The sequence below is a fragment of the Kitasatospora sp. NPDC101176 genome, assembly GCF_044768035.1.
In the GTDB taxonomy this organism is placed as follows: Bacteria; Actinomycetota; Actinomycetes; order Streptomycetales; family Streptomycetaceae; genus Kitasatospora.
The window spans coordinates 86,493-108,769 of record NZ_JBIWPA010000024.1 but is presented as its reverse complement, the minus strand read 5'-3'; the positions used below and the strand labels follow the sequence as shown (position 1 = coordinate 108,769).

The window sequence follows — 22,277 nt, the reverse complement described above, 5'->3', positions numbered from 1 at the left end:
ACCCGCACCGCGGCCCGCGGCGCCCGCGCCCCCAACCCCCGGGCCCCCCCCAACCCGGGGGGGGCGCCCCCCCGGGGGGCGGGCCCCCCCCGGCCCCCGCGGGGGGGGGGGGGGGCGCCCCCCCCCGCCCCGCCCGCGGTCGCGGGCAATAGAGGGCCTGCAGGCCGTGCCGCAGCCGGCTTCCGGCCCGAACCTGATGCGGGTGGCGCCGGACCAGGCTCCTTCGGTCTGACGGCCCGCCCGGCGGGATGTGCGTGGAGCGCACGGGGATGTTCCCCGTGCGCTCCACGCGTGGTGAAGCCCCTGTCACCCGGACGCGGGCGGGCCGCCGTCAGCGTCCGGTCAGCAGACCGCGCACGAAGGCCGCCTGGCCGATGTGCTGGAGGTCGTCGGCGATCACGCTGATCAGACGCACCCCGAGGGTGACCGGTGGCTGCCACGACTCGTCGACGATCCGGGCGAGGGAGCGGTTGTCGAGGCCTCGCACGTACTCCGTGGTCCGCGCGTGGACGGCGTCGTGGTAGCCCGACAGCAGGTCGGCGGTGGCGGTGACCTGGGCGACCTGCGCGGGCCGGTGCCCGTAGCCGGTGGCCGACGCGGCGAAGGGCAGGGCGAACCGCTCCGCCCAGCCCTCGGCGGTCCACACCTGTTCGCGGCGGGCCGCGTCGGCGACGTGGTCGTCCTGCACCCGGGTGAGGTGCCAGACCAGCCAGGCGATCGAGTTGGCCGAGTCCTGCACCCGGAACGCCAGCTGGTCGGGAGTCAGGCCCTCGACGACGTCGGCGACCGTGGCACGGATCCGCTCGAACGCGTCCACGAGAAGCTCCGCGCTGGTCACACCGGTCACCGTCGTCTCCCGGTCGAGTAGGCCGCCCTTGTCGGCGGCACGGCGAGCCGCACCGCCCCGCCGATTGTGTCCCGCCCCCGGGCCCCCGGCCACCCGACCTTCCACCGCCCCGCCCACCACACTCCACCGCTAAGCACAGATGCTTGCTTCGTGCTGCCCGGTGGGTCTACAGCCTTCCCCGTAAGCACCGGAGCGGGCCGCCATGGCCGGGCCGGTCGTCCTCCACGACGGCCTCCGGCCCGCCCCCCGGCCAGGGACGCATGCCGCACAGCCCCGTCGCCGAGGCCTACCCGGCCCCCATCCGCCGGCTCGTCCTCGACCACTGGGACGACGAGGCCTGAGGGCGCCGGCGCATCCGGAGGCCGCGGCGCTCGATGTGCCCCGCGCCACCGCCGTCCAGCCGCCGGGCCGCCCGGATCCCGGCTCCCCGGCCGCGGGTTCGGGTGCAGGGCCCTCGGGATGGCAGGCTTACGCCGAGCACATGATGATCATCATCCGACCGCCCCGGGACCGCACCCGGCGGTCGGGCGCGGAGGTGGGGACCATGAATCCGGCGGACACGCCCTTGATCGGCCGGGAGCACGAACTGGCCCTGCTGCACTCGTTCGTGACCGCCCCCGAAGGGCGGGCCCTGGTACTGCGCGGCGAGGCGGGCGTGGGCAAGAGCGCACTGGTCGACCGCGCGGCCCGCACGGCGGCCGAGGCGGACCACGCACTGGTGCGGGCCACCGGGGTCGAGGCCGAGTCGGAGCTGCCGTTCGCCGGCCTGCACCAGTGCCTCCACCCCCTGCTCGACCGCACCGCCAGCCTCGACCCGCGCCAACGCACCGCCCTGGACGTGGTGTTCGGCGGCGGCAGCGGTGCGCCGCCGTCCGTGCTCTCCCTCGGCATCGCCGTGCTGGACCTGCTGGCACTCGCCGCCGAACGGCCGCTGACGCTGCTGATCGACGACGGCCAGTGGCTGGACGACGCCAGCGTCGAGGTGTGCGGATTCGTGGCACGCCGGCTGGCGGACCTCCCGGTGAAGATGCTGATCGCCCTGCGCTCCGAGGTGCGCTGCGCCTTCGACCACGCCCGGCTCCCCGAACTGCCGGTCGAGGCCCTGGCGGAGGAGGCCGCCGGGCGCCTGCTGGAGCTGCGCCACCCCCGGCTCGACGCCCGGGTGCGGCGGGCCGCCCTGGAGCACGCCCGGGGCAACCCGCTGGCCCTGCACGAGCTGCCGCCCTACCTGACCGCGCCCGACCTCGCCGGTGACCTGCTCGCCACCCCCGGGGTACCGCTGCCCCGGCGCCTCCAGCAGCTGTACGGCACGCGGATCGAGCGCCTGGCCCCCGCCGTCCGGGCGGAGCTGCTCCGCGGCGCCCTCGACGGCGCCGCGGCCGGCCGGCTCCGGGGCCGCGTCCACGCCACGCGGTACCGGATGCGCGGGGTCGAACCGGCCGTCGAGTCGGGGCTGCTCGACGTCGACACGGCCCTCGGTGACTTCGTCTTCCGCCACCCCCTGGTGCGCTCCGCCGTCATCCAGCTGGCCACGCCCGACGAGCGCCGGTCCGCCCACGCCGAACTGTCCCGGGTGCACCGGGCCGACACCGAGCGGCACGCGGGCCACCTGGCCGCCGCGGTCGTCGACCCGGACGAGGCAGTGGCCGCGGTGCTGGAGGCGGCGGCCGACTCCGCGACCCGGCGCGGTGGCGCGGCAGCCGCCGTGGCCTGGCTGACCCGCGCGGCGGAGCTGAGCGAGCGGCCCGCGGACCGCTCCCGGCGCCTCGGTGACGCGGCCTACCTCGCCGGGCAGGCCGCGCTGCTGGACGAGGCGCAGCGGCTGCTCCACCGCTCGGACCCGGAGCCCGGCCCGGCCGGTTCGCTGGCCGCCGTCCTCACCTCCGCGCACGCGGACTTCGTCCGGGCCGGAGCGGTCCGGCCGGCCTTCCAACGGCTGGCGGCGGCGGTCGAGCGGTGGTCGGACGGCGGCACTCAGGGGGAGGCAGGCGACGGGGCCACCCTGGCCCGGGCGGCCGACACGCTGGTCACCATGGCCCACTACGCGGGCGACCCCGCCCTGTGGCAGCGCGTCGAGCGGATCCTCGACGCGCTCGGCGACCGGGTGCATCCGCTGACGGCGCTGTACCGGGACGCGAGCGCCGTGGCGCGCAGCGGTGCGGGGCTGCGCGAACGTCTGGAGCGGGCGTTCGCCGCCGAGGCGCACCTCGCGCCGTGGGACCTGGCCCGGCTGGGTGTCTGTGCCTCCCACGTCGACGCGCTGGGCCAGTACCGCGTCCAGCTGCGGCACGCCGTCGAGCGGGAGCGGGAGGAGGGCGCGGTGTCGAGCGTGATGACCATGCTGCGGATGCTGATGCTCGACCAGATGTACTCCGGCGAGTGGGCGGAGGCGGAGCGTACCGGGCAGCAGGCGCTGGAGCTGTGCACCGCGCACGGTCACGTCCTGCTCGCCTACCACACCCGGGCGGTGCTGGGGCAGTTGGCGGCCCGGCGGGGGCGGCTGGGTGCCGCGCGGGAGCTGCAGTCCGCGGTGGACGCCTGGGCCCGTCCGCGCGGGGTGGGTCTGCTCACCCAGATCACGGAGGCGATCGCCACCGGGGTGGCGCTCACCGAGGGGGACTTCGAGGCGGCCTACCTGTACGCGATCGGGATGACGCCCCCGGGCAGCTTCGAGCACCACGCCCACCAGATCGCCCCGCGCGCGTTGCTGGAGCTGGTGGAGGCGGCGCTGTACAGCGGCCGCCGGGAGCAGGCGCGGCGGCACGCCCTGGCGGCGTGCGAGGCCGGGCTGCCGGAGGCGTCGCCCCGGTTGGCCCTGTCCGCCTACGGCGGCCTGGCGATGACCGCGGAGGATGCGGCGGAGGCGGCGGCGATGTACGCGCGCGTCGAGGCGCACCCGGCGGCCGGGGACTTCCCCTTCGAGGTGGCTCGCGTCCGCCTGGCCTACGGCATCACGCTGCGGCGGCTGAGGGAGCCGCGGGCGGCCGGGCAGGCGCTGACGCTGGCCGTCGGGACGTTCGACCGGCTCGGCTGCACGGCGTGGGCGGACCGGGCCCGCGCCGAACTCCGGGCCGGCGGCCGGCCTGCGGCCCCGTCGGGCCCGTCGGCCCCGGACGCCGCGGCGCTGACCTGGCAGGAGCGGCGGATCGCCGAACTCGCCGCGACCGGGCTGACGAACAAGGAGATCGGCGAGCGGATCCGATTGTCCCCGCGGACGGTCAGTTCGCACCTCTACCGGGTCTTCCCCAAGCTCGGGGTCACCTCCCGCGCCGCCCTGCGCGACGCGCTGGGCGGCACTCCGGGCGGCGGCACCGGGCGGGGGTGAGGCGGCAGCCGTTCGCGCTCTCCGACGGGCTGAGCAACCCCCGCACCAGACGTTGCGCCGGTCTCTCTCCCGCCCGCCGAACGGCGGACACCCCGGCGCTCGAGCACGTGGCACGTCGGCGCACCCGCGCCGCCCTGCCCACGGGGAAGGGCCGTCGACGTCGTGTCGACGGTCCTTCCCCGGGCCGGCCCGTCACCAGGTGGTGTTGAGGGTGTCGTCGAGCCAGTCGTAGATGCGGGTTTGGGTGAGGCGCATGGCGCCGGGGTGGCAGTGGGCGCCGGCGCCTTCGTCGTTGGTGAAGTGCATGTGGGTCTTGGGGCAGGTGAGGTGGTCGTAGAGCTGTTCGGGCTGGCCGTGGAAGAACATGTCGTCTTCGGCGTCGCAGACGAGGGTGGGGCACTGGATCTGTTCGGCGATGCCGTCGGCGAGGGTGTAGTCGAGGTAGGAGGCGTTGAAGGCGCGGGGGGTGTCGACGCCCATGACGTACATGCCGTGGTTGATGGCCCAGCGGGAGATGGGGTCGGTGGCCATGAGCCGCTGGAGGGCGGCGTCGAGTTCGGGGGCGGACTCGGCGCGCAGGAGGTGTTCGGCTTCTTCGCGGGTGCCGGGGATGTTGCGGGTGGTGGTCTGGCCGAGGTCGTAGAGGCCGTCGACGGCGATGAGGGCGGCGAGGCGGTGTTCGAAGGCGGCGGCGCGGGGGGCGAGGATGCCGCCCATGCTGATGCCGAGCAGGGCGATGCGGTCGTCGTCGACGTCGGGCAGGGTCTGGGCGTAGTCGACGACGGGGGTGACGACGTTCTCCCAGTCGGGGCGGAAGGGCAGGTTCTGGTGGTGGCGGGGGCCGGGCATGCCGGGGCCGTCGAAGGTGAGGACGGTGTAGCCGCGCTCGACGCCGGCCATGGCGCCGAAGTAGTGGAGTTCCTCGGCGGTGCCGTCGAAGCCGTTGTGCATGATGAGGGTGGGGCGGGGGGTGGCGGTGTCGTCGACGCGGTAGAGGTAGCCGGGCAGGGTGGTGTCCTCGTAGGGGATCTGGACGGGTTCGATGATCGGGGTGAACAGGGCGGCGGCGGCGCGGAAGGTGTCGACGCTGCGGTCGTAGGCGTGGTCGTGGCGCGGGTCGCAGGGGTGGCCGTGGAGGAAGAACTCGGCGGAGCGGTAGTAGTTGGAGGCGCGCAGGAAGCCGTCGCGGGCGCTGACCCGGTGGCCGGCGGCCAGGGACTTCTCGGCCTGGCCGGCGACGCGGTCGGCGGTGGCCATCCACTCGGTGTACCAGCTGCCGTAGTCGCCCTCGGTGATGCGCTCGGCGGTGGAGACGACCTCGCCGAAGTCCGCGCCGCCGTAGGCGATGTGGCTCATCGAGCGCAGGGTCTCGTACCAGAACTGGATGTTGTTCGGGAACAGCAGGGGCTTCATGGGGGTCTCCTCGATCCGGAAGCACACATTTGTGCTTGCGAGGAAGACTGTAGACCCTCCGGGCAGCAGGAAGCAAACATCTGTGCTTACGATGTGGGGGTGACGATGAAAGAACCGACCACACGCATCCGCAGGAGCCCCGAACAGGTCCGTGCGGCCGTCCACCAGGCGGTCCTCGACCTGCTCTGCGACCCGGAGGGAGAAGACCTCACCATCCCCGCGATCGCCCAGCGCGCCGGCGTCAACCACACCAGCGTCTACCGGCGCTGGGGCAGCCTCGACGCACTCCTGGCCGACATGGTGACCACCCGCCTCGAACGCGACTCACCCCTGAAGGACACCGGCAGCCTGCGCGGGGACCTCCTCGCCTGGGCCGAAGCCAGCGTCAGGAGCATCCGCACCCCCCAGGGACGCGCTCTCGTGCGCGCCGTCATCCTGTCCATGCCGAACCACCCCCAGGACCAGACCGAGCGGACGCAGCACTTCCAGCGCCGCGTGCGCTCCATCGAACAGATCCGCCAGCGGGCCATCGCCCGGGGCGAGGACCCGCCGCCCGTGGAGCAGATCCTCGACCAGCTCATCGCACCGTTCTACGTCCGGACGATCTTCGGCATCGACCTGCCGGACACCGGCTACCCCGAGCTCCTCGTCGACCGACTGCTCGGCCCCGCGGGCGCACCGGGCACGGACTGAGCCCGGCCCACCGGGCCCGGGCCCACCCTCCCCCACCCACCGGACCCGTGGTCGGCGACCGCCCCGTCGTCGCCGACCACGGGTCCCCACCACCAGCACCCCCGGCGCTGTCGGTGCGGCGTGGGAGGGTGCCGCCCATGGACGAGAGCATGCACGGAGCAGCACTGATCGACCGGGTGATCGCCCGGGTCGGGCAGGACGGCTGGCCCACCACGGACGCGCCGGACATCACCGCGCCGGTGCCGCTCGCGCCCGGGGCGATCGAGCGCCTGCGGCTGGCCGGGGGCCGGCCGCTGCCGCCGAGCCTGCGCCGGTGGCTCGCCTTCGACAGTTCCTGGCTGAGCGCGCTCGGCTGGTACGACGACGAGCACGCGCCCGCCTTCGAAGGCCGCACGCTCGGCGGGACGGCCGAGTGGATGTACGGCCCCGGCGACGCCATGGCCGGCATGTTCGCCGACTTCGAGGCGCTGCTGCCCTCCCCGTGCCTCCCCCTCGTCGGCGGCAGCGACTCCCGCCGCCTGCTCTACCTGGGCCGGCCCGACTCCACCGGCGAGTACCCCGTCCTCGTCATCGACACCGACGACCTGCCCTACGTCGCCGTCACGTACCCCGGCCTCGACGTCTACCTCGCCGACCTCGCCGGCGTGATCGACCTGGACTTCGACACCTACACGGGCCTCATGGACCACCCCGAGTACGGCCCCCGGATGCAGGAGCACGCCGCGAACACTCGGCTCGGCCCCGACGGCCTCGAACTCCAGGACCTCGACTGGGGCGCCGAGGCTTGAAACGTCCTGACAGGAGGATGCGGAGGCGCGGGGTTCCCGGTCATGGCAGGTCCTTTCCGCACGGCCTCCCCCGAGACGGAACCTGCAGCCAGCCGGGGTTGTTCCCGCGGGCCGACTCCCGGGAACAACCCCGGCTGGTGGGGAGCGGCCGCCTCCCGCCCCTCGCTGGCCGAACCACCCGTGGAGTGCGACGGCTAGCCTGTCGCGGTGACGACCTCGCGAGTACTGTCGATCGCCCTCCGGGACACCGACCGGCCCCCGCTGCGCCCGCTGCCGATCGCAGCAGCCGAACTGCTCCACGACCTCGACGCTCCGCCACGCCTGGTCGCCCATCTGCGCGCGGTCCACGACGTTGCGGGGCAACTCCTCGAATGGATCGCTGCACGCGGCTTCGATCTGGGCATCGATCCGCAGGCCGTTCTCTTCGGAGCCGCCACCCACGACATCGGCAAGGTGCTGCACCCCGCCGAACTGTCCGCTCCCGGTGCGCAGCACGAGGAGGCCGGCCGCGAGCTGCTCATGGCCCGCGGAGTCGGTCCCGTCCTGGCGCGATTCGCCGGGACGCACGCCGCCTGGACGGCCGCGGAGGCCGGGACGGAAGACCTCCTGGTCAGCCTCGCCGACAAGATCTGGAAGAACCAGCGGGTCCCCGAGCTCGAGGACCTGGTCGTCGCCAGGCTCGCAGTGGCGAGCGGGAGGTCGGTCTGGGAGGAGTTCCTCGATCTGGACACCCTGCTCGCCCGCATCGGTGACCAGGCCGACGGACGCCTGGCCTTCCAGATGTCCCACCCCACGGCCGGGAACGGCCATCGACTGCCGGACTTCCCGGGCGCGTTGGCGACATGGTTCGCCGCGCAGGACGCGGTGTTCCGCGCGCGTGGGATCACCGCCGAACTGGGGCGCTCCCCGGAGGACGGCCGGCCCAAGAAGAGCGCGTGGCTGACCGTCGAGGCCGGGAACCGGATCGTCCAGATCACCGTCTGGAACAGCGGCGAGGCCGAACTCGACTACGCGGACCTCGGCAGTGAGAACCACCGTCCTGAGCACCGGGATCTCGAAACCGGCCGGGAACTCCATGATCTCCTCAGGTCCGCGCTCGACTGGGTCGCGCCCGGCACGGACGGCTGATCACGACACATGGGGAGGCCCGGGGGCATGGAACTGACGACACGCGACAAACGCTGGCTGGCCGCCGTGGGGCTGGTCGGGGCCGGGATCGCGGTGTGCTACCTCGGGTGGGGCGACGAGGCCGACTACCCGCTGCCCTACACGCGGCGCGACGCCTCCGTCCTCGGCCGCATCGCGCTCGAGGACCCTTCCACGAGGAACACCGCCGTCGCGGCGGACGACCGCACGATCACGATGGACGTCGCCTGGAGCGGCTGCGACTACAAGCCCGACCTGGTGGTCCGGGAGACCGACGGGCAGGTCACGCTGCTGCTCAGGCGCCGCGACGCCTCCGGCCCGAACATCGGCTGCGAGGACGGCGGCATCGCCCGGCTCAAGGCCGTCCTGCACCGGCCCCTCGGCACCCGCGCCCTGAACGACGCACTCACCGGAAAGCCCGTCCCGCACGCCCACGCCTGACTGTCGGCCACGCACCCACCCGCCGAAATGAGCCGCAGGACAGCACAAGCCACCGTCGAGACCACGAGCGGAGGGCTTCTGGCCTCCAGCGTCAGAACCCCCGGCCCGACCTCCTAAGCCGTGTGCGTCGTCCTCGCCGCCTCCGCCCCGAGCAGGTCGATCATGGCGTCGAGGGGCTTGGCCGCCTCCGCCGCCGCCAGGGCCGGATCACCGGAGCGGATCGCCTCGTACAGGCCCCGGTGCAGGTGGACCGGCGGTCGGGGCAGGTCCTCGAGGACGTTCGCGCGCCGCAGGCTCTCGGCCACCGCACTGACCAGCCCCTGGTACAGCTCGATCAGGACGACGTTGTGCGAGGCCTCCAGCACCGCGCGGTGGAAGGCGACCCCGGCGGCGACCCGGTCGACCTCCCCCTCCCCCTCGCCGGCGCCGTGGAGCCGGTGCCAGGCGTCGGCGAGCCGGTCGAGGTCCTCGGGCGTGCGGCGTTCGGCCGCCGCCCGCGCCGCTTCCACCTCCAGGGCCCGACGCGCGGCGAGGATCTCGCGCAGGTCCACCGCGCCGAAGCGCCGCCGCAGGATGCCTTCCGTGTCGGTGCGCGCCCGCACGTAGACGCCGTCCCCGTGCCGGATCTCCAGCACGCCGGCGTGGGCGAGCGCCCGGACCGCCTCGCGCATCGTGTTCCTGGCCACGCCGAGGAGTTCCATCAGCACCGGCTCCGGCGGAATGCGTTCGCCCACCTTCCAGCGTCCGGCGGCGATCTCCGCCAGCACGGTCTCCGCGATCCGCTCGACGCGCGAGCTCGACCCGACCTTCACCATCCACTCCCCGAGATCACTAGAGGGTCAATGATTGACGCTCTGACAGGCGACATGATTCCCTTCCCGGCATGGATCTCGCAACCCGGGCAACTCCCCCGGCCACCACCACCGTTCACCGCGCCGGGTGTCTCCGGACCGGCGGCGCCGAGCTGAGCTGGCACGCGGACCAGGCCACGACGCCGGTGGTGTTCGTCCACGGCTCCTTCGACGACCACACCAGCTGGGACGGCGTCGTCCCGCTGCTCCCGCCCGGCGTCACGGCCGTCCGCTACGACCGCCGTGGCCACTCCGGCAGCGGCGCGCCGGGCCGGAGCGTCATCCACGAGCACGTCGGCGACCTGGTCTCGGTGATCACCGAGGTCTCCGGCGGCAGCGCCCACGTGGTCGGCCACTCCTACGGCGCCCTCGTCTCGCTCATGGCCGCCGCCCGCCACCCGGAGCTGGTCCGCGGCGTGCTGGTCCACGAGCCGCCCGCCTTCCCCCTGCTCACCGGCGACCCGGTCGGCGAACCGATGCGCGACGCGGCCCGGACCCACGTCGTCACGGTGGCCGAGCACATCGAGGCGGGCCGCACCGAGGAGGCCGTCGCCCTCTTCGCGGAGCAGGTCGCCTTCGGCGAGCGCTGGCGGGACCTGTTCGACGAACCGCAGCGCGCCATGCTCGCGGCCAACGCCCATACGTTCCTGGACCAGTTCCGCGACCCCGACCACTACGCGCTGGACCTCACCGCACTGGCCGCGAGCCCCGTCCCGATCACCCTCACCGTGGGCACCGACGGCCCGCCCGCCGTGCGCCGGATCACCGAGCTCCTCGCCCGACGGCTGCCCGCCGCCACCGTCCACACCATCACCGGCGCCGGCCACGCACCCCACCTCAGCCACCCCGCCGAATTCGCGGCCGCCCTCACCCACCACCTGGACCGCACCCGCGGGGCCTGATCCTGCAGCCCCCAACGAGCGGGGCGATGGACGTGCATGCGAGCACCGCGACCGACAGCCGGGCGACCAGCACCGCCACGCCTGTTCGAACGGACGCGCTTCGGTATCCCACGGCCCCGACCCCCCAAGGTTGAACACGTTCAAATCCATCCTGCAGCTCCGGACCACAGGGTCCGGGGCCATCCGGGGGGCGTCCCAGCGGGCGTCCCGACTAGGGCTCGGCCCGCGAGGCGGCGGGCGGGGGCAGGCGGCGGGTGATCCGGTCGAACAGGTCGAGGAGCGGTTCGCCGACGTCCCGGCCGAAGTCGGTGAGTCCGTAGGTGACCTGGGGCGGCGTCGTGGGCTCGACCTTCCGCCACAGCAGGCCGTCCTGGACCAGCGCGCGCAGCGTCTGGGCGAGCATCTTCTCGCTGATGCCGCGGATGCCGTCGCGCAGTTCGTGGAAGCGCAGGTCGTCGGACTGCAGTGCGATCAGCACCCAGACGCCCCACCGGCTGGTCACGTGGTCGACCGTGTCGCGTGCGGCGCAGTCGGTGTGAAACACCTCATACCGCTTGGCGGTGTCACCGCGTCCTGGCTGCAGACCTTCCGTCATGTCCGGAGCTTACCTTCAGGTATGTCCTTACGATCGGTAAGCCCCTCGTCCTAGCGTCAGCGTCGGCATCAACACCGCAGAGCAACACGGACGTTCGAGCGAGGAGCAGATCATGATCGTGGTGACCGGGGCCACCGGCAACATCGGCCGGCCGCTGACGCAGGCGCTGGCCGCGGCGGGGAAGCCGGTGACGGCGGTGTCGCGGCACGCGGCGGCCGTGCCGGACGGCGTCCGGCACGTGGTGGCCGACCTGGCCGGGCCGTCCGGGCCGGACGCCCTGGAACCCGCGCTCGCCGGGGCGCAGGCGCTGTTCCTGCTGCTCTCGGGGGACCTGCACGGCCCCGGGACGGCCCCGGCCGACCTCGTCGGACGGGCGGTGGCGGCCGGGGTCCGACGGATCGTCCTGCTCTCCACGCAGGGCGTGTCCACCAGGCCGTTCGGCCCGACCAGGGTGGCGATGAAGGCGCTGGAGGACGTGGTCCGGGAGTCCGCCCCGGAGTGGGCGGTCCTGCGACCGGGCGGCTTCGCCTCCAACGTGCTCTGGTGGGCCGAGTCCGTCCGGACGCGGCGGACGGTCGTGGCACCGTTCGGCGACGTCGGCGCGCCCGTCGTCGACCCGGCGGACATCGCCGATGTCGCGGCGGCGTGCCTGCTGGAGGAGGAGCACAACGGCGGCGTGTACGACCTGACCGGCCCGGGGGTGATCACCCCGCGCCAGCAGGCGCAGGCCCTGGCCGCCGCCCTGGGCGCGCCCCTGCGCTTCCACGAACTCACCCGCGACGAGGCCCGGACGGCGATGGCCCGCACCATGCCGGTGGAGCTGGCCGACGACACCCTCGACATCCTCGGCGCCCCGACCGAGGCCGAACAGCGGGTGAGCCCGGCCGTCGAGCAGGTGCTCGGCCGCCCGCCGCGCCCCTTCGCCGCCTGGGCCGCCCGCAACGCCGCCGCCTTCCGCTGAGCACGGCGCGAGGGCGCCGGTCCGGTTGGCACGGGGCTCCCGGCCCGCCACCTCGTCACCCGGGCACGGATTCGTCACGTACTGCGGCCGCTCTGCGGCCCTGCCCACCGCTGGGCGCGGCCGCCATGGCTTGTGGCACGGCCGCCGCGCCCGGCATCAGGCCTGCCACGGCCGCCGCAGCACCCGATCGGGACTCCCGTTCGCCCGGGACTCCCGTTCGACCGGGACTCCCGTTCGACCGGCGCCCCTCAAGGTCGGAACGACGCCAGCCGCTCAGGGCCGGTCGACGGCGCCATCGGCGTGCTCCTCGAGGAATGCGCCCGCAGGGGCCGCGGCTTCCTCCGCGGTCGCGCAGCAGGCCCCATCGCCGGCCGCACCGGATATGCCGTCGGCGCCCTTGCCCGTCCAGTTCCAGCTGCAGGACAGCGTCTGGACCAGTTCGGCCGTCCCGCCGACGATGCCAAGGCTGCCCGGACGCGCCACCGGGGGCGCCGGGCGGGTGACGGCGTCGGGCCACTTCTCCGGTCACCGACCGGCGGGTGGTCACCGGCAGAACCGACCACTCGACGACCCGACCGCTGAAACAGCTGGTCAGACGGGGTTTCAGGCAGGCTCCTCGAAGTCGTCGAAAAAGTTTCGATCTCACCTGCAACCCCCACGGGCCCCGCACGTCTATGTGAGTGAGCGGCGGGGAAGCCCGCCGCGGCGGACCGCAGGCACACGGGGAGCACGGACTCCCGGGCCTCGGATCCTGCCACCGCACTCATCGCAACCCATCGAGCAGCGACACACGTCTGCCGATGAAAACACCCCGGGGGGTATTCAGAATGTCCATTGTGCGCGCACGTCGTTCCCGCTCCGCCGTCCTCACCGCCGCCACCCTCGGCGCGCTGCTCGCCACCGGCGCCGTGGTGGCCTCCCCGGCCGCCTACGCCGCCGACGCCCCGGCCCCGGCCGTGAGCACCACCGCCACCCCTGCCGTCACCGCCGCTGCCCCGACCGCGGCCGCCCCGACCACGAAGCCGACGGCCGCCACCCCGGCCCCCACCGCCACCACCACCCCCGCCGCGAAGCCGACGGCCAAGGCCGCCGCCAAGGCCACCACCGACGACAAGCCGTCGCTGACCGTCACCCCGCCGGCGTCGGTCGGCCGCGGCGGCCAGCCGGTCGAGTTCACCGAGACCGTCACCAACCCGGGCAGCACCGCGGCCACCTACAAGCTGAAGATCACCACCAGCGGCGCGGGCCCCGTCTCGGTGAACGCCATCAAGGTCGACTACCGCGACGCGGACGGCACCTGGAAGCCCGTCACCGACACGGTCCCCGGCCTGACCGTCGCCGCCGGCGCCACCACGACGATCCGGCTGCGCCTGACCACCGAGCTCGCGACCTACTGGTCCAACACCGACTCCACCGTCACGCTCCGCTCCGCAGTGCTCGACGAGGCCGGTGCCGTCCTGGCCGAGAGCACCAAGGAGGTCGCGGCCAGGGCCATCACCCTGCAGGTCCAGAACGCGCCGACCACCGCCGTCGCCGGCGGCGACCCGGTCGAGTTCGACGTCGCCATCGCCAACCGCAGCGCCTCCGCCTACACCAACGTCGACAAGGTCATCGAGGCCGACCAGCACACCACCCTCCAGGTCCGGAAGGCCGACGGCAGCTGGCAGAACATCACCGGCGTCCCCGGCAGCAACCCGACCGTCGCCGACCGGGTCACCTACCACCTCTCCGACGACCGGACCATGGCACCGGGCGAGACCTTCACCAAGCACGTCCGGCTCGCCTTCACCGCCGACGCCCCGACCGGCACCGGCTACATCCACCCGTGGGCGAAGCTCGACATCGGCAGCGGCTACTCCCCCGTCACCGTCGGCCCCCAGTACCTCCTGATCAACGTCGTCAGCGCAGCGCCCACCCTGTCGCTCCAGGCACCCGCCTCGATCGGCAACGCCGGCGGGCCGGTCGAGTTCACCCAGACGGTCACCAACCCGGGCAACACCCAGGCGACCTACAACCTGGAGTTCGACGCCAGCAACCAGTACGCCCGCGGCGAGGGCCGCATCGCCATGGACCTCCTCGACGACGAGGGCGCCTGGAAGCCGGTGCTGACGACCTTCCGGCAGCAGAACGACGGGTTCCACTTCAAGGGCGGATACGCCCGTGTGACCGTCCCCGCGGGCGCGACGAAGACGTTCCGGCTGCGCCTGTCCGCTCCCGTCAACAACGACTGGGCCGGCGCGAGCGGCACCATCAAGCTCTCCTCCTCCGTCCTCGAGCAGACGGGGCAGTACACCGTCGCCGAGAGCACCGCGGAGGTCGCCCTGAAGGCCCTCGACGTATCGGTCAGGAACGCCCCCGCCACCGCCGTCACCGACGGCGACCCGGTCGAGTTCGACGTGACCGTGGCCAACGCCAGCGCCTCCCGCTACGACAACGTCCGCCCCGCCGTACTGGCGGACCGGAACAGCGCGCTCCAGGTCCAGCAGGCGGACGGCAGCTGGCAGAACGTCTTCGGTGTGCCCAGCCGCCAGAACGGCGGCCCGGTCACCTACTACCTCACCGAGGACCGGGACCTGGCGGCCGGCGCCTCCGTCACCCGGCACGTCCGCCTCGCCTTCACCTCCCTCGCCCCCGTCGGCACCACCCACGTCGACGCGGAGGTCGTCTTCGAGGGCGGGCAGGGCGCACCCGCGAGCGTCGGCCCGCGGAGCTTCTCGCTCGACCTCACCGCGGGCTTCCCCACGGACGACTCCGGCAGCACGGCCGACTCCGGCGCAGGCGGCACTGTCGGCGCTGCCGGCAACAGCGGCAACAGCGGCAACAGCACCGTCGCCGCGGCCGGTCTGACCAGCGCCTCCGACACGAAGTCCGACACGGGCTCCGCCGGCGGCACGGTCGGCGGGTCCGGCTCCAACGGGACCACCGAGACCGCCGGGACCACCGGGGCCGCGGCCTCCTCCGACACGATCCAGACGGCCGCCGGCGAGCTCGCCCGCACCGGCTCGGACGGCACGCTGAAGGTCTCGCTGGGCGCGGCCTCGCTGCTCGCCGGCGGCATCGCGCTCATCGCCCGCCGCCGACGCAGCGCCTGACCCTCGGGACACGGGCGCACCGCCCCGGGCCCGGCCCCTCCGTCCGGTCTCTCACCGCCCGTCCCGGCGGCGAGGGACCGGGAGAGGGGCCGGGCCCTACCTGCGGTACCGTTCCAGCTCGTCGACGGTCAGACCGTGGGTGCTGTGCATGGCGATCGAGCTGTAGGAGGAGCGGGCGGCCCGCAGGCGGGCCGTGCGCTCCTGTTCGACCAACAGCCCTTCGACGGTCTCGGTCCGGCCGTCGGGCCGCCGGTGCAGGTAGACCGCGAGGCCGGTCACGATGACGGCGAGGCTCGCGAACAAGGCGATCAGCGTGGCCATGGCCACCCCCTCGGGGAGCTGTTCAGCTGCCTGGACGTCCGGCTGTCGAAGCCGCCGAACAATCGGTACGTACCCGCACGGTCGGGTGGTCGAACCTCAGGGGCGCCGCTCCGTGGCCCTTCGGACACGGTGCGCAGCGTGCCGGCCCGGCTCCCGGCACACGGGCTGCCCGGGGCCGCCGGCGTGAGGAAAGGCCCTGGTCACGAGCCTTCCGGTCGCCCCTGAGAGGATCTGCGCCATGACAAGCACCATCCGCCGCTCCGCGGGCACCAGAACCCTCTCCGACACCCTGCTCTCACTGTTCGGCATCCGGCGGCTGAGCACGGAGAAGGACCTGGCCGACCTCCGGGCGGGCACCACCCTGCAGGTGTTCTGTTCGAGCCCGACGCTGGGCACGGTCAGGATGCTGTCGGTCGGCAAGGGCCGCACCGTCCCGCACACGGCCTCCGGCCACCTCTACCTGGCGGCCGACCGGGTGACCTGGCGCAACCGGCGCACCGGCGAGGACGTCGCCCTGACGGGTCCGTTCCGCCTGTCGCCGTCGGAGCAGAAGTCCCCGCTCCCGAAGATGGCGCGCCTGGACCTGGCGGCGGGCGACGCGCAGCACGTGATCGTGATCCCCAAGGCCGACACCGCCCTGGTCACGCAGGTGCTGGAGGCGGCCGGCCGGTAGCGCGGCGCCGGCACCGCCGGGGTCCCCCTCGGCACGGGTGCCGAACGGCCCCGCGGCCGGTCTCGGCAGCGGGGCCGTTCGGTATGGGACGTGCCGACCGTTCCGCCTCGGCCCAGCGGCCGGGCGGCCCAACGGCCGGGAGGTCGGGAGGTCGGGAATCAGACCGCGACGAGCTCCCGCTCGCGCTGCGGCGTCCCGGCCGCGGGCTGCTTCCTGTTCGGCAGGGAGAGCCGGAAGACCTTGTGCCACGCGGAGAGCACCTGCTTGGGCAGCGGCCCGGTGACGTACTCCAGCTCGTACTTCTCGAACAGTGCGCGCACCTTCACCGCGACCTCGGCGTACCGGTTGCTCGGCAGGTCCGGGAACAGGTGGTGCTCGATCTGGTGCGACAGGTTGCCGGTCATGAAGTGCATGGCCCTGCTGCCGCTGATGTTCGCCGAGCCCATCATCTGGCGCAGGTACCACTGGCCGCGCGTCTCGCCCTCGATCGACCGGCGCTCGAAGACCTTGACGCCCTCCGGGAAGTGCCCGCACATGATCACCGAGTGGGACCAGATGTTGCGGACCAGGTTCGCGGTGAACGTGGCGGCGAGCGTGGTGGGGAACGACGGGCCCGACAGCAGCGGGTGGATCACGTAGTCCTTGAGCACCTGCTTGCGGATCTTGCGGCCCACGGCCCTGGCCCGCGCGCGGAACTCCGGGTTCCTGCGGCGGCGCTTGCTCAGGTTCTTGCCGAGCTCCAGGTCGTACGCCGCGATGCCGTACTCGAAGAAGCAGGCGTTGAGGAAGTTCCACAGCGGCTGGCCGAGGTGGAAGGGGTGCCACTTCTGGTCCTCGTCGACGCGCATGATGCCGTAGCCGAGGTCGTTGTCCTTGCCGATCACGTTGGTGTAGGTGTGGTGCAGCTCGTTGTGCGAGTGCTTCCACTGGTCGGACGGCGAGACGTGGTCCCACTCCCAGGTGGTGGAGTGGATCTTCGGGTCCCGCATCCAGTCCCACTGGCCGTGCAGGACGTTGTGGCCGATCTCCATGTTGTCCATGATCTTCGCCACGGACAGGCCTGCGGTGCCGATCAGCCAGGCGGGCGGGAAGATCGAGAACAGCAGGACGCCCCGGCTGGCCATTTCGAGCTTGCGCTGCGCCGAGATGACCTTGCGGATGTAGGCGGCGTCCTTCTCGCCGCGGTCGGCGATCACCTCGTCGCGGATCGCGTCCAGCTCGCGGCCGAGCTCCTCGATCTGCTCCGCGCTCAGGTGGGCGGTGGGGTCGATGGCGGTCAAGGTGCTCCTACCGTTCGATGTCGCAGGCACCCGCTGCCGCGGACACGCAGGTCTGGATGAGGACGCCCGGCTCGGCCTCGGTGATCTCGCCGGTGCGCAGGTCGCGGACGGCGCCCGCCTTGAGCGGCGTGACGCAGCCGAAGCAGACGCCCATGCGGCACCCGGAGGGCATGAGCACGCCGGCCTCCTCGCCGACGTCCAGCAGCGGCGTGGCGCCGTCTGCCTCGACGGTCCTGCCGGTGGCGCTGAACGTGACCTCACCGCCGTCACTGCCGTCGCCCACGACGACGGAGGCGGCGGGGCGGAAGCGTTCGGTGTGCAGGCGCTCCCGGACGCCGTGCTCGCTCCAGCGCTCCTCCGCGGCGTCGAGCAGGCCCGCGGGCCCGCAGGCCCAGGTCTCGCGCTCGGCCCAGTCGGGCACGAGCTCGTCGAGCCGGGCGATGTCGAGCCGGCCGTCGGTGCCGGTGTGCACCTCGGTGAGGCGCAGCTTCCCGTCCGCGACCAGGCCGTGCAGTTCGTCGCGGAAGATCACGTCGTGCGGCTGCGGCGCGCAGTGGACCATGACGACGTCGTCGAACTCGGCGTCGCGCAGCATGCCCATCACGGGCGTGATGCCGCTGCCCGCCGTCAGGTAGAGCACCTTGGCGGGCCTGGTCGGCGGCAGCACGAAGTCACCGGCCGGCTGGTCGAGCTGGATCAGGGTGCCCGGCGCCGCCCTGCGGACCAGGTGGTTGCTGACCTTGCCGCCCGGGATCGCCTTCACGGTGATGGTGACGCGGCCGTCCCGCCGGTTCGTCGGCGAGGTGATCGAGTAGGAACGCCACAGGCGCCTCCCGTCGACGTCGACCCCGATGCGCACGTACTGGCCGGCCGTGTGGCCGCGCCAGCCCCGTCCCGGCCTGATCACGACGGTCGCGCAGTCACCCGTCTCGGGGTGCACGGCTTCGATGCGCCCCCGCAGGTCGGCGCCGGCCCGCAGCGGGCTGACCAGGTCGAGGTAGTCCGACGGCAGCAGCGGCGTCGTGACCATCTCCAGCAGTTTCCACGCCCTGCTGCGGAGGGCTGTACTCGTCATGGTTCCCAGCTTGCTGCGCCTCAGGGCGTAAAGTCCTGACCGTAGGACGTAAATCTGTTCGGCCGAATTGTTCGCAGGGAACAAGAACGTGAGCCATGCCATCCGGAGGGCCAGTGGACTGGCCCTGGACGAGACGACGGTCACCGCGCTGCGGGCCACGCTGAGGAGCACCGCCGACGAGGTCGTCCAGGCGATCATCGACGAGGTCCCTTCGTACGCCAACGCCCTGTCGGGCCGCATGGGCGCCACCATCCGCCGGGCCGTCCGCACCGCCCTCGGGAACTACCTGGACCTCGCGAGCGGGAACGCCACGGGCGGCGACGCCGGTGACGCGGCCTACGAACTGGGCCGCGGCGAGGTGCGCGACGGCCGTTCGATGGACGCCCTGCTCAGCGCCTACCGGGTCGGCGCCCGGGTGGCCTGGCGGTGCCTGGCAGCGGGTGCCGTACCGGCCGGTCTGCCCGCCGCCGAGGTCGCCAAGTTCGCCGAGCTGACCTTCGCCTACATCGACGAGCTCTCCGCCGCGAGCGCGGCGGGCCACGCCGACGAACTGGCCGCCCGGGGCCGGGCCCAGGAGCGCCATCTGGAACACCTGGCCCGCGACCTGCTCGCCGGCGCGGGCCCGGACGTGCTGCTGGCCTCCGTCCAGCGGGCCGGGTGGCAGCCTCCGGTCTCGCTGACGGCGGTCCTGCTGCCCGCCGCCCAGACCCGGCCCGCCTACCGCGTGCTCGACCCGGGCACCCTCGTCCTCGACGACCTGCCGGACGCCACTGGTGTGCTGCTCGTCCCCGACGCCGACCGGCCGCACCTCCTGCGGCAGCTGACCGACCGCACCGCCGTGGTCGGCCCGGCCCGGCCGTGGGCCCGGGCGTCCGCCTCGTACGCACGGGCCGTACGCGCGCGCTCCCTCTCCCCCGACATCCGCGACACCGAGGACCACCTGCCCGAGCTGGTGCTGAGCGCCGACGCGGACGCGTTCGCGGACCTGCGCGCCCGGGCCCTCGCACCGCTGCGGACCCTGCCCGCCGCGACCGCGGCGCGGCTGGAGGAGACCCTGCGGGCGTGGCTGCTGCACCAGGGCCGGCGGGACGAGGTGGCGGCGGCGCTGTTCGTCCACCCCCAGACCGTCCGGTACCGGATGTCGCAGCTGCGGGGGCTGTTCCCGGATCTCGCCTCGCCGCACCGGGTCCTCGAACTGACGCTGGCGGTGGGCCTCGGGGCCCCGGAGGCCGCCGGGGCCGGGCCGGCGGGGTGATGCGGGCGGCCCGGTCGGCCGCTCCCCCGCCCGTCGGCGGCCGGACGGCGGACACCGCGCCACCTGCCCTGGGCGAGACCCTGCTCTCCGGGTGAGGTCGCGGTTGTCGCGGCGGAGACGCCGCCGGGGTCTTCGGGCCGGAACGTGGTGCGGTGCGGGACCGTCCGGTGACGGGCCCGCACCACGGGGTACGACAGGCGTCGGGGTCAGTGCTTGAGGGCGTCCTTGACGTGCTCGCCAGCCTGCTTGATGTCGCCCTTGACCTGGTCGGCCTTGCCCTCGGCCTCCAGCCGCTCGTTGCCCGTGAGCTTGCCCGCGCCTTCCTTGGCCACGCCCTTGATCTTCTCCCCGACGTTCCCGATCTTGTCACCCGTGCTCATGACGCCCTCCTCGGTACGGCTGCTTCGTGGTCGTTGCAACGACCCGGGTGCCCCGGCATGTGCGAAACATGCCGGTGAATATGTCGCCGCCGGCGGGGCAGTTGCGTGGCCACACTCACTCTGGAGGTCACCGTGGTCCCCCTTCTGCTGGTCCTGCTCCTGGCCCTGATCCTCTTCGGCGCGGGCTTCGCCCTGAAGGTCCTCTGGTGGGCAGCCGTCGTCGTCCTGGTGATCTGGCTCGTCGGCTTCGTCGCCCGCGGCACGCACCCCTCCGGCAGCCGCCACCGCTGGTACCGCTGGTGAGCCACGCCCCTGCGGCTCCGGCCACGGCGAACGCGGCCCGCGCCGCTCGGACGCACCGAGCCGGCGTGGGCCGCTGACGCGGCACGCCCGGGACCTCATGCCTCCAGGCGGATCAGCGCCCGCATGGCCTCGCGCTCCACGCGCGCGAGGTCGTCGAGGACCGAGCCGGCCTCGGCCAGGCACCGGGCGTCGCCCGACTCGCCGGCCTCCTCGATCAGTGCCGCCGTCCGCGTCCACAGGACGGCCGCCTCGGCGTACAGCGCGTGGCCGGTGCGCAGGTGGACGCTGTCGAGCAGGCCGGTGCACTCGGCGAGGAAGTCGCGGTAGAGGTTGCGGAACAGGGCGCCGCCGGTGCCGGCCCGCTCCATCAGCAGAGCGGCCCGCGGCAGGTCCCGCCGGGGGTCGTCGGTGCGCTGGAGCCAGGTGCGGACCAGCTTGCCGGCCTTCTCGATGCCGCGGTGACCGAGGTTGGCGATGGGCGGGTCGAGGAAGGCGCCGGCGCAGGCGGTGATGGCGGGGACGATCCGTGCGTGCGGGGCGGGCAGGTCCCGCACGACGGTGAGGGTGAAGGAGCGGTGCCGGGCGGTCATCGGGCCGCGCTCGGCCCGGGCCCGGGCGAGGCTGCTCAGGCCGCAGGAGACGGCTCCGCCCTGCTGGTCGGTGTCCACCAGGTGGGCGTCGTGGTCGTCGTAGCCGTACATGGCGACGACGTGGCCGCCGAAGTGGACCTTCGTGTCGAAGTAGTCCAGGTGGTAGCTGTCGAGCTGGAGTCCGACGGGGCGGCCGGAGTCGACGGCGGACGCCACGTTCCGCCACGCCCTGCGCGGCGAGGTCGTCTCCTGCACCAGGAGGTCCAGCCCGAGTCCGGCGGCCAGGTTCCTGGTGAGGTCGAACGGCCTGACCCGTCCCCCGAGGAACGGGAAGTCCGCGTTCCTGGCGTCCCAGTAGACGAACGACAGGCCGGAGCCGAGGCCGAACAGCATCGGCTCGGACAGGTCGACTCCCTGGTGCCGCAGCAGCACCCCCAGGGCCGACGACTCGCAGTGCTGCGTACCGCGGGCGTCGATGCCCGCGACCGTGGTCATGCGCCCTCCTGGACGGGGACGACCAGCCGGGTCGTCAGTTCTTCCTCCGGTGCTTCCGCCGGGCCGACGAGATACGCCTCGCGCACGGGCGCCTGCGGGCGCAGCCCGCGCTCGTGGACGGCGGCGAGGAGCGCGTTGTAGGCCAGCCGCAGGTGCGCGTAGGGCCCGGTGTGCGTGGTCTCGGCGACGAGTCCGCCGGGCAGCACCACGATGTCCAGGCCGGGCACGGTTTCCCCGCGCGGAACCTGTGCTCCGACGGCGATCTCCACCCGCTCGTCCAGGTCCAGCGGGTACAGCCCCCACAGCGGCGGCTCCCACGCGGCCGCCGCCCCGCCGAGCGCGGGCAGCAGCCGGCCCACGCACTCCCCGACCCCGGCCCCGATCCCGGCAGGGGCGCAGGTCGCCCGCAGCACCGCCAGCCGCCGCTCCGGCTCCGTGCCCACGGTCACCTCGTAGTCGGGCAGACCGCCCTGCGCCAGCCGCTCCAGGGTCTTCAGCCGGGCCTGGTCCCTGCCGATCCGCTCGGCCAGCCGGTCCCGCTCGGCGCGCAGGATCCGCGCCCGGTGCTCCGGCCCGGCGGCCAGGGCCCGGGCGATCACGGCCAGGGGAAGGTCCATCTCGCGCAGCAGGGCGATGGTCAGGGCGTCACGGGCCTGTTCGGGCGCGTAGTAGCGGTAGCCGGAGCCCGCGTCCACGTGGACGGGAGCCAGCAGCCCTGTGTCGTCGTAGTGCCGTAGTTGCTTCACGCTGAGGCGGCACAGGCGCGCGAAGCGCCCGATGGTGAGGAGTTCGTCTCGCACGCCGCCATCGTGGACCCTCCCACGGGGGGAGGGTCCAGCGCCGGGGTCGAC

Annotated in this window: 20 protein-coding genes and 1 pseudogene; 11 read left to right on the top strand and 10 right to left on the bottom strand. The window is 73.6% G+C overall.

The features are described from left to right. Positions 1 to 331: 331 nt before the first annotated feature. On the bottom strand, positions 332 to 838 hold the full coding sequence (locus ACIRS1_RS27800) for a DUF664 domain-containing protein (RefSeq protein ID WP_402844668.1): 507 nt from the start codon (positions 836 to 838) through the stop codon (positions 332 to 334). A 553-nt stretch (positions 839 to 1,391) separates the two neighbouring features. On the opposite strand from ACIRS1_RS27800, the gene ACIRS1_RS27795 reads away from it, so the two are divergent. After that, on the top strand, positions 1,392 to 4,172 hold the full coding sequence (locus ACIRS1_RS27795) for an AAA family ATPase (protein ID WP_402844666.1): 2,781 nt from the start codon (positions 1,392 to 1,394) through the stop codon (positions 4,170 to 4,172). A 192-nt stretch (positions 4,173 to 4,364) separates the two neighbouring features. Here ACIRS1_RS27795 and ACIRS1_RS27790 read toward each other — a convergent pair whose 3' ends face one another. Beyond that, positions 4,365 to 5,585, bottom strand: a complete 1,221-nt coding sequence (locus tag ACIRS1_RS27790; RefSeq protein WP_402844664.1) for an alpha/beta hydrolase family protein — start codon at positions 5,583 to 5,585, stop codon at positions 4,365 to 4,367. Between the two features lie 105 nt (positions 5,586 to 5,690). Here ACIRS1_RS27790 and ACIRS1_RS27785 point away from each other — a divergent pair, with 105 nt between their 5' ends. The 4 genes and pseudogenes from ACIRS1_RS27785 to ACIRS1_RS27770 all read left to right on the top strand — a co-directional run bounded on the left by ACIRS1_RS27785 (position 5,691) and on the right by ACIRS1_RS27770 (position 8,653). Further along, entirely contained in the window at positions 5,691 to 6,278 is a 588-nt protein-coding gene (locus tag ACIRS1_RS27785) for a TetR/AcrR family transcriptional regulator (protein WP_402844723.1), read from the top strand. Between the two features lie 137 nt (positions 6,279 to 6,415). Continuing rightward, the gene (locus ACIRS1_RS27780; protein WP_402844662.1) at positions 6,416 to 7,066 is read left to right on the top strand and encodes a hypothetical protein; all 651 of its coding nucleotides are present in this window, start codon (positions 6,416 to 6,418) and stop codon (positions 7,064 to 7,066) included. Positions 7,067 to 7,273: 207 nt separating this feature from the next. Beyond that, positions 7,274 to 7,858, top strand: a pseudogene (locus ACIRS1_RS27775) (HD domain-containing protein); the annotation flags it as partial. A 363-nt stretch (positions 7,859 to 8,221) separates the two neighbouring features. Next, positions 8,222 to 8,653 (top strand): hypothetical protein, encoded by a 432-nt coding sequence (locus ACIRS1_RS27770; RefSeq protein WP_402844660.1) that lies wholly within the window; start codon positions 8,222 to 8,224, stop codon positions 8,651 to 8,653. 113 nt (positions 8,654 to 8,766) lie between these two features. Here the strand turns inward: ACIRS1_RS27770 and ACIRS1_RS27765 are convergent, their stop codons facing one another. Then, entirely contained in the window at positions 8,767 to 9,468 is a 702-nt protein-coding gene (locus tag ACIRS1_RS27765; RefSeq protein ID WP_402844658.1) for a FadR/GntR family transcriptional regulator, read from the bottom strand. Between the two features lie 68 nt (positions 9,469 to 9,536). Between ACIRS1_RS27765 and ACIRS1_RS27760 the strand changes: the two genes are divergently transcribed. Then, positions 9,537 to 10,406, top strand: a complete 870-nt coding sequence (locus tag ACIRS1_RS27760; protein WP_402844656.1) for an alpha/beta fold hydrolase — start codon at positions 9,537 to 9,539, stop codon at positions 10,404 to 10,406. Positions 10,407 to 10,617: 211 nt separating this feature from the next. On the opposite strand, the gene ACIRS1_RS27755 is transcribed toward ACIRS1_RS27760, so the two are convergent. Then, positions 10,618 to 11,001, bottom strand: a complete 384-nt coding sequence (locus tag ACIRS1_RS27755; RefSeq protein ID WP_402844654.1) for a winged helix-turn-helix transcriptional regulator — start codon at positions 10,999 to 11,001, stop codon at positions 10,618 to 10,620. 112 nt (positions 11,002 to 11,113) lie between these two features. On the opposite strand from ACIRS1_RS27755, the gene ACIRS1_RS27750 reads away from it, so the two are divergent. Both ACIRS1_RS27750 and ACIRS1_RS27745 read left to right on the top strand, forming a co-directional pair. After that, entirely contained in the window at positions 11,114 to 11,962 is an 849-nt protein-coding gene (locus ACIRS1_RS27750; RefSeq protein WP_402844652.1) for an SDR family oxidoreductase, read from the top strand. 836 nt (positions 11,963 to 12,798) lie between these two features. Then, positions 12,799 to 15,054, top strand: coding sequence for a hypothetical protein (locus ACIRS1_RS27745; RefSeq protein WP_402844650.1), 2,256 nt, complete (start codon positions 12,799 to 12,801; stop codon positions 15,052 to 15,054). Positions 15,055 to 15,150: 96 nt separating this feature from the next. Here the strand turns inward: ACIRS1_RS27745 and ACIRS1_RS27740 are convergent, their stop codons facing one another. Further along, on the bottom strand, positions 15,151 to 15,375 hold the full coding sequence (locus tag ACIRS1_RS27740; RefSeq protein WP_396317146.1) for a hypothetical protein: 225 nt from the start codon (positions 15,373 to 15,375) through the stop codon (positions 15,151 to 15,153). Between the two features lie 238 nt (positions 15,376 to 15,613). Between ACIRS1_RS27740 and ACIRS1_RS27735 the strand changes: the two genes are divergently transcribed. Continuing rightward, positions 15,614 to 16,048, top strand: a complete 435-nt coding sequence (locus ACIRS1_RS27735; RefSeq protein ID WP_402844648.1) for a hypothetical protein — start codon at positions 15,614 to 15,616, stop codon at positions 16,046 to 16,048. 158 nt (positions 16,049 to 16,206) lie between these two features. Here the strand turns inward: ACIRS1_RS27735 and ACIRS1_RS27730 are convergent, their stop codons facing one another. Both ACIRS1_RS27730 and ACIRS1_RS27725 read right to left on the bottom strand, forming a co-directional pair. Next, complete coding sequence (locus ACIRS1_RS27730; RefSeq protein WP_402844646.1) at positions 16,207 to 17,328, bottom strand: fatty acid desaturase family protein; 1,122 nt, start codon at positions 17,326 to 17,328, stop codon at positions 16,207 to 16,209. 7 nt (positions 17,329 to 17,335) lie between these two features. Continuing rightward, the gene (locus ACIRS1_RS27725) at positions 17,336 to 18,403 is read right to left on the bottom strand and encodes a ferredoxin reductase (protein ID WP_402844643.1); all 1,068 of its coding nucleotides are present in this window, start codon (positions 18,401 to 18,403) and stop codon (positions 17,336 to 17,338) included. 88 nt (positions 18,404 to 18,491) lie between these two features. On the opposite strand from ACIRS1_RS27725, the gene ACIRS1_RS27720 reads away from it, so the two are divergent. Continuing rightward, complete coding sequence (locus ACIRS1_RS27720) at positions 18,492 to 19,658, top strand: helix-turn-helix domain-containing protein (RefSeq protein WP_402844640.1); 1,167 nt, start codon at positions 18,492 to 18,494, stop codon at positions 19,656 to 19,658. A gap of 206 nt (positions 19,659 to 19,864) precedes the next feature. Here ACIRS1_RS27720 and ACIRS1_RS27715 read toward each other — a convergent pair whose 3' ends face one another. Continuing rightward, positions 19,865 to 20,038 (bottom strand): CsbD family protein, encoded by a 174-nt coding sequence (locus ACIRS1_RS27715; protein WP_396317143.1) that lies wholly within the window; start codon positions 20,036 to 20,038, stop codon positions 19,865 to 19,867. Positions 20,039 to 20,170: 132 nt separating this feature from the next. Between ACIRS1_RS27715 and ACIRS1_RS27710 the strand changes: the two genes are divergently transcribed. After that, positions 20,171 to 20,341, top strand: a complete 171-nt coding sequence (locus ACIRS1_RS27710) for a hydrophobic protein (RefSeq protein ID WP_396317175.1) — start codon at positions 20,171 to 20,173, stop codon at positions 20,339 to 20,341. 95 nt (positions 20,342 to 20,436) lie between these two features. On the opposite strand, the gene ACIRS1_RS27705 is transcribed toward ACIRS1_RS27710, so the two are convergent. Both ACIRS1_RS27705 and ACIRS1_RS27700 read right to left on the bottom strand, forming a co-directional pair. After that, a complete protein-coding gene (locus tag ACIRS1_RS27705; protein WP_402844637.1) occupies positions 20,437 to 21,426 on the bottom strand; it encodes a BtrH N-terminal domain-containing protein in 990 nt (329 codons plus the stop codon). Continuing rightward, positions 21,423 to 22,226, bottom strand: a complete 804-nt coding sequence (locus tag ACIRS1_RS27700; protein WP_402844634.1) for a MerR family transcriptional regulator — start codon at positions 22,224 to 22,226, stop codon at positions 21,423 to 21,425. Before ACIRS1_RS27700 ends, ACIRS1_RS27705 begins: the two co-directional genes overlap by 4 nt. Between the last annotated feature and the right edge of the window lie 51 nt (positions 22,227 to 22,277).

Bases quoted from the DNA above. Each gene is read 5' to 3' on its own strand.
- ACIRS1_RS27795 (WP_402844666.1), top strand. From the start codon at position 1,392: ATGAATCCGGCGGACACGCCCTTGATCGGCCGGGAGCACGAACTGGCC.
- ACIRS1_RS27790 (WP_402844664.1), bottom strand. From the start codon at position 5,585: ATGAAGCCCCTGCTGTTCCCGAACAACATCCAGTTCTGGTACGAGACC.
- ACIRS1_RS27785 (WP_402844723.1), top strand. From the start codon at position 5,691: ATGAAAGAACCGACCACACGCATCCGCAGGAGCCCCGAACAGGTCCGT.
- ACIRS1_RS27780 (WP_402844662.1), top strand. From the start codon at position 6,416: ATGGACGAGAGCATGCACGGAGCAGCACTGATCGACCGGGTGATCGCC.
- ACIRS1_RS27770 (WP_402844660.1), top strand. From the start codon at position 8,222: ATGGAACTGACGACACGCGACAAACGCTGGCTGGCCGCCGTGGGGCTG.
- ACIRS1_RS27765 (WP_402844658.1), bottom strand. From the start codon at position 9,468: ATGGTGAAGGTCGGGTCGAGCTCGCGCGTCGAGCGGATCGCGGAGACC.
- ACIRS1_RS27760 (WP_402844656.1), top strand. From the start codon at position 9,537: ATGGATCTCGCAACCCGGGCAACTCCCCCGGCCACCACCACCGTTCAC.
- ACIRS1_RS27755 (WP_402844654.1), bottom strand. From the start codon at position 11,001: ATGACGGAAGGTCTGCAGCCAGGACGCGGTGACACCGCCAAGCGGTAT.
- ACIRS1_RS27750 (WP_402844652.1), top strand. From the start codon at position 11,114: ATGATCGTGGTGACCGGGGCCACCGGCAACATCGGCCGGCCGCTGACG.
- ACIRS1_RS27740 (WP_396317146.1), bottom strand. From the start codon at position 15,375: ATGGCCACGCTGATCGCCTTGTTCGCGAGCCTCGCCGTCATCGTGACC.
- ACIRS1_RS27735 (WP_402844648.1), top strand. From the start codon at position 15,614: ATGACAAGCACCATCCGCCGCTCCGCGGGCACCAGAACCCTCTCCGAC.
- ACIRS1_RS27725 (WP_402844643.1), bottom strand. From the start codon at position 18,403: ATGACGAGTACAGCCCTCCGCAGCAGGGCGTGGAAACTGCTGGAGATG.
- ACIRS1_RS27715 (WP_396317143.1), bottom strand. From the start codon at position 20,038: ATGAGCACGGGTGACAAGATCGGGAACGTCGGGGAGAAGATCAAGGGC.
- ACIRS1_RS27705 (WP_402844637.1), bottom strand. From the start codon at position 21,426: ATGACCACGGTCGCGGGCATCGACGCCCGCGGTACGCAGCACTGCGAG.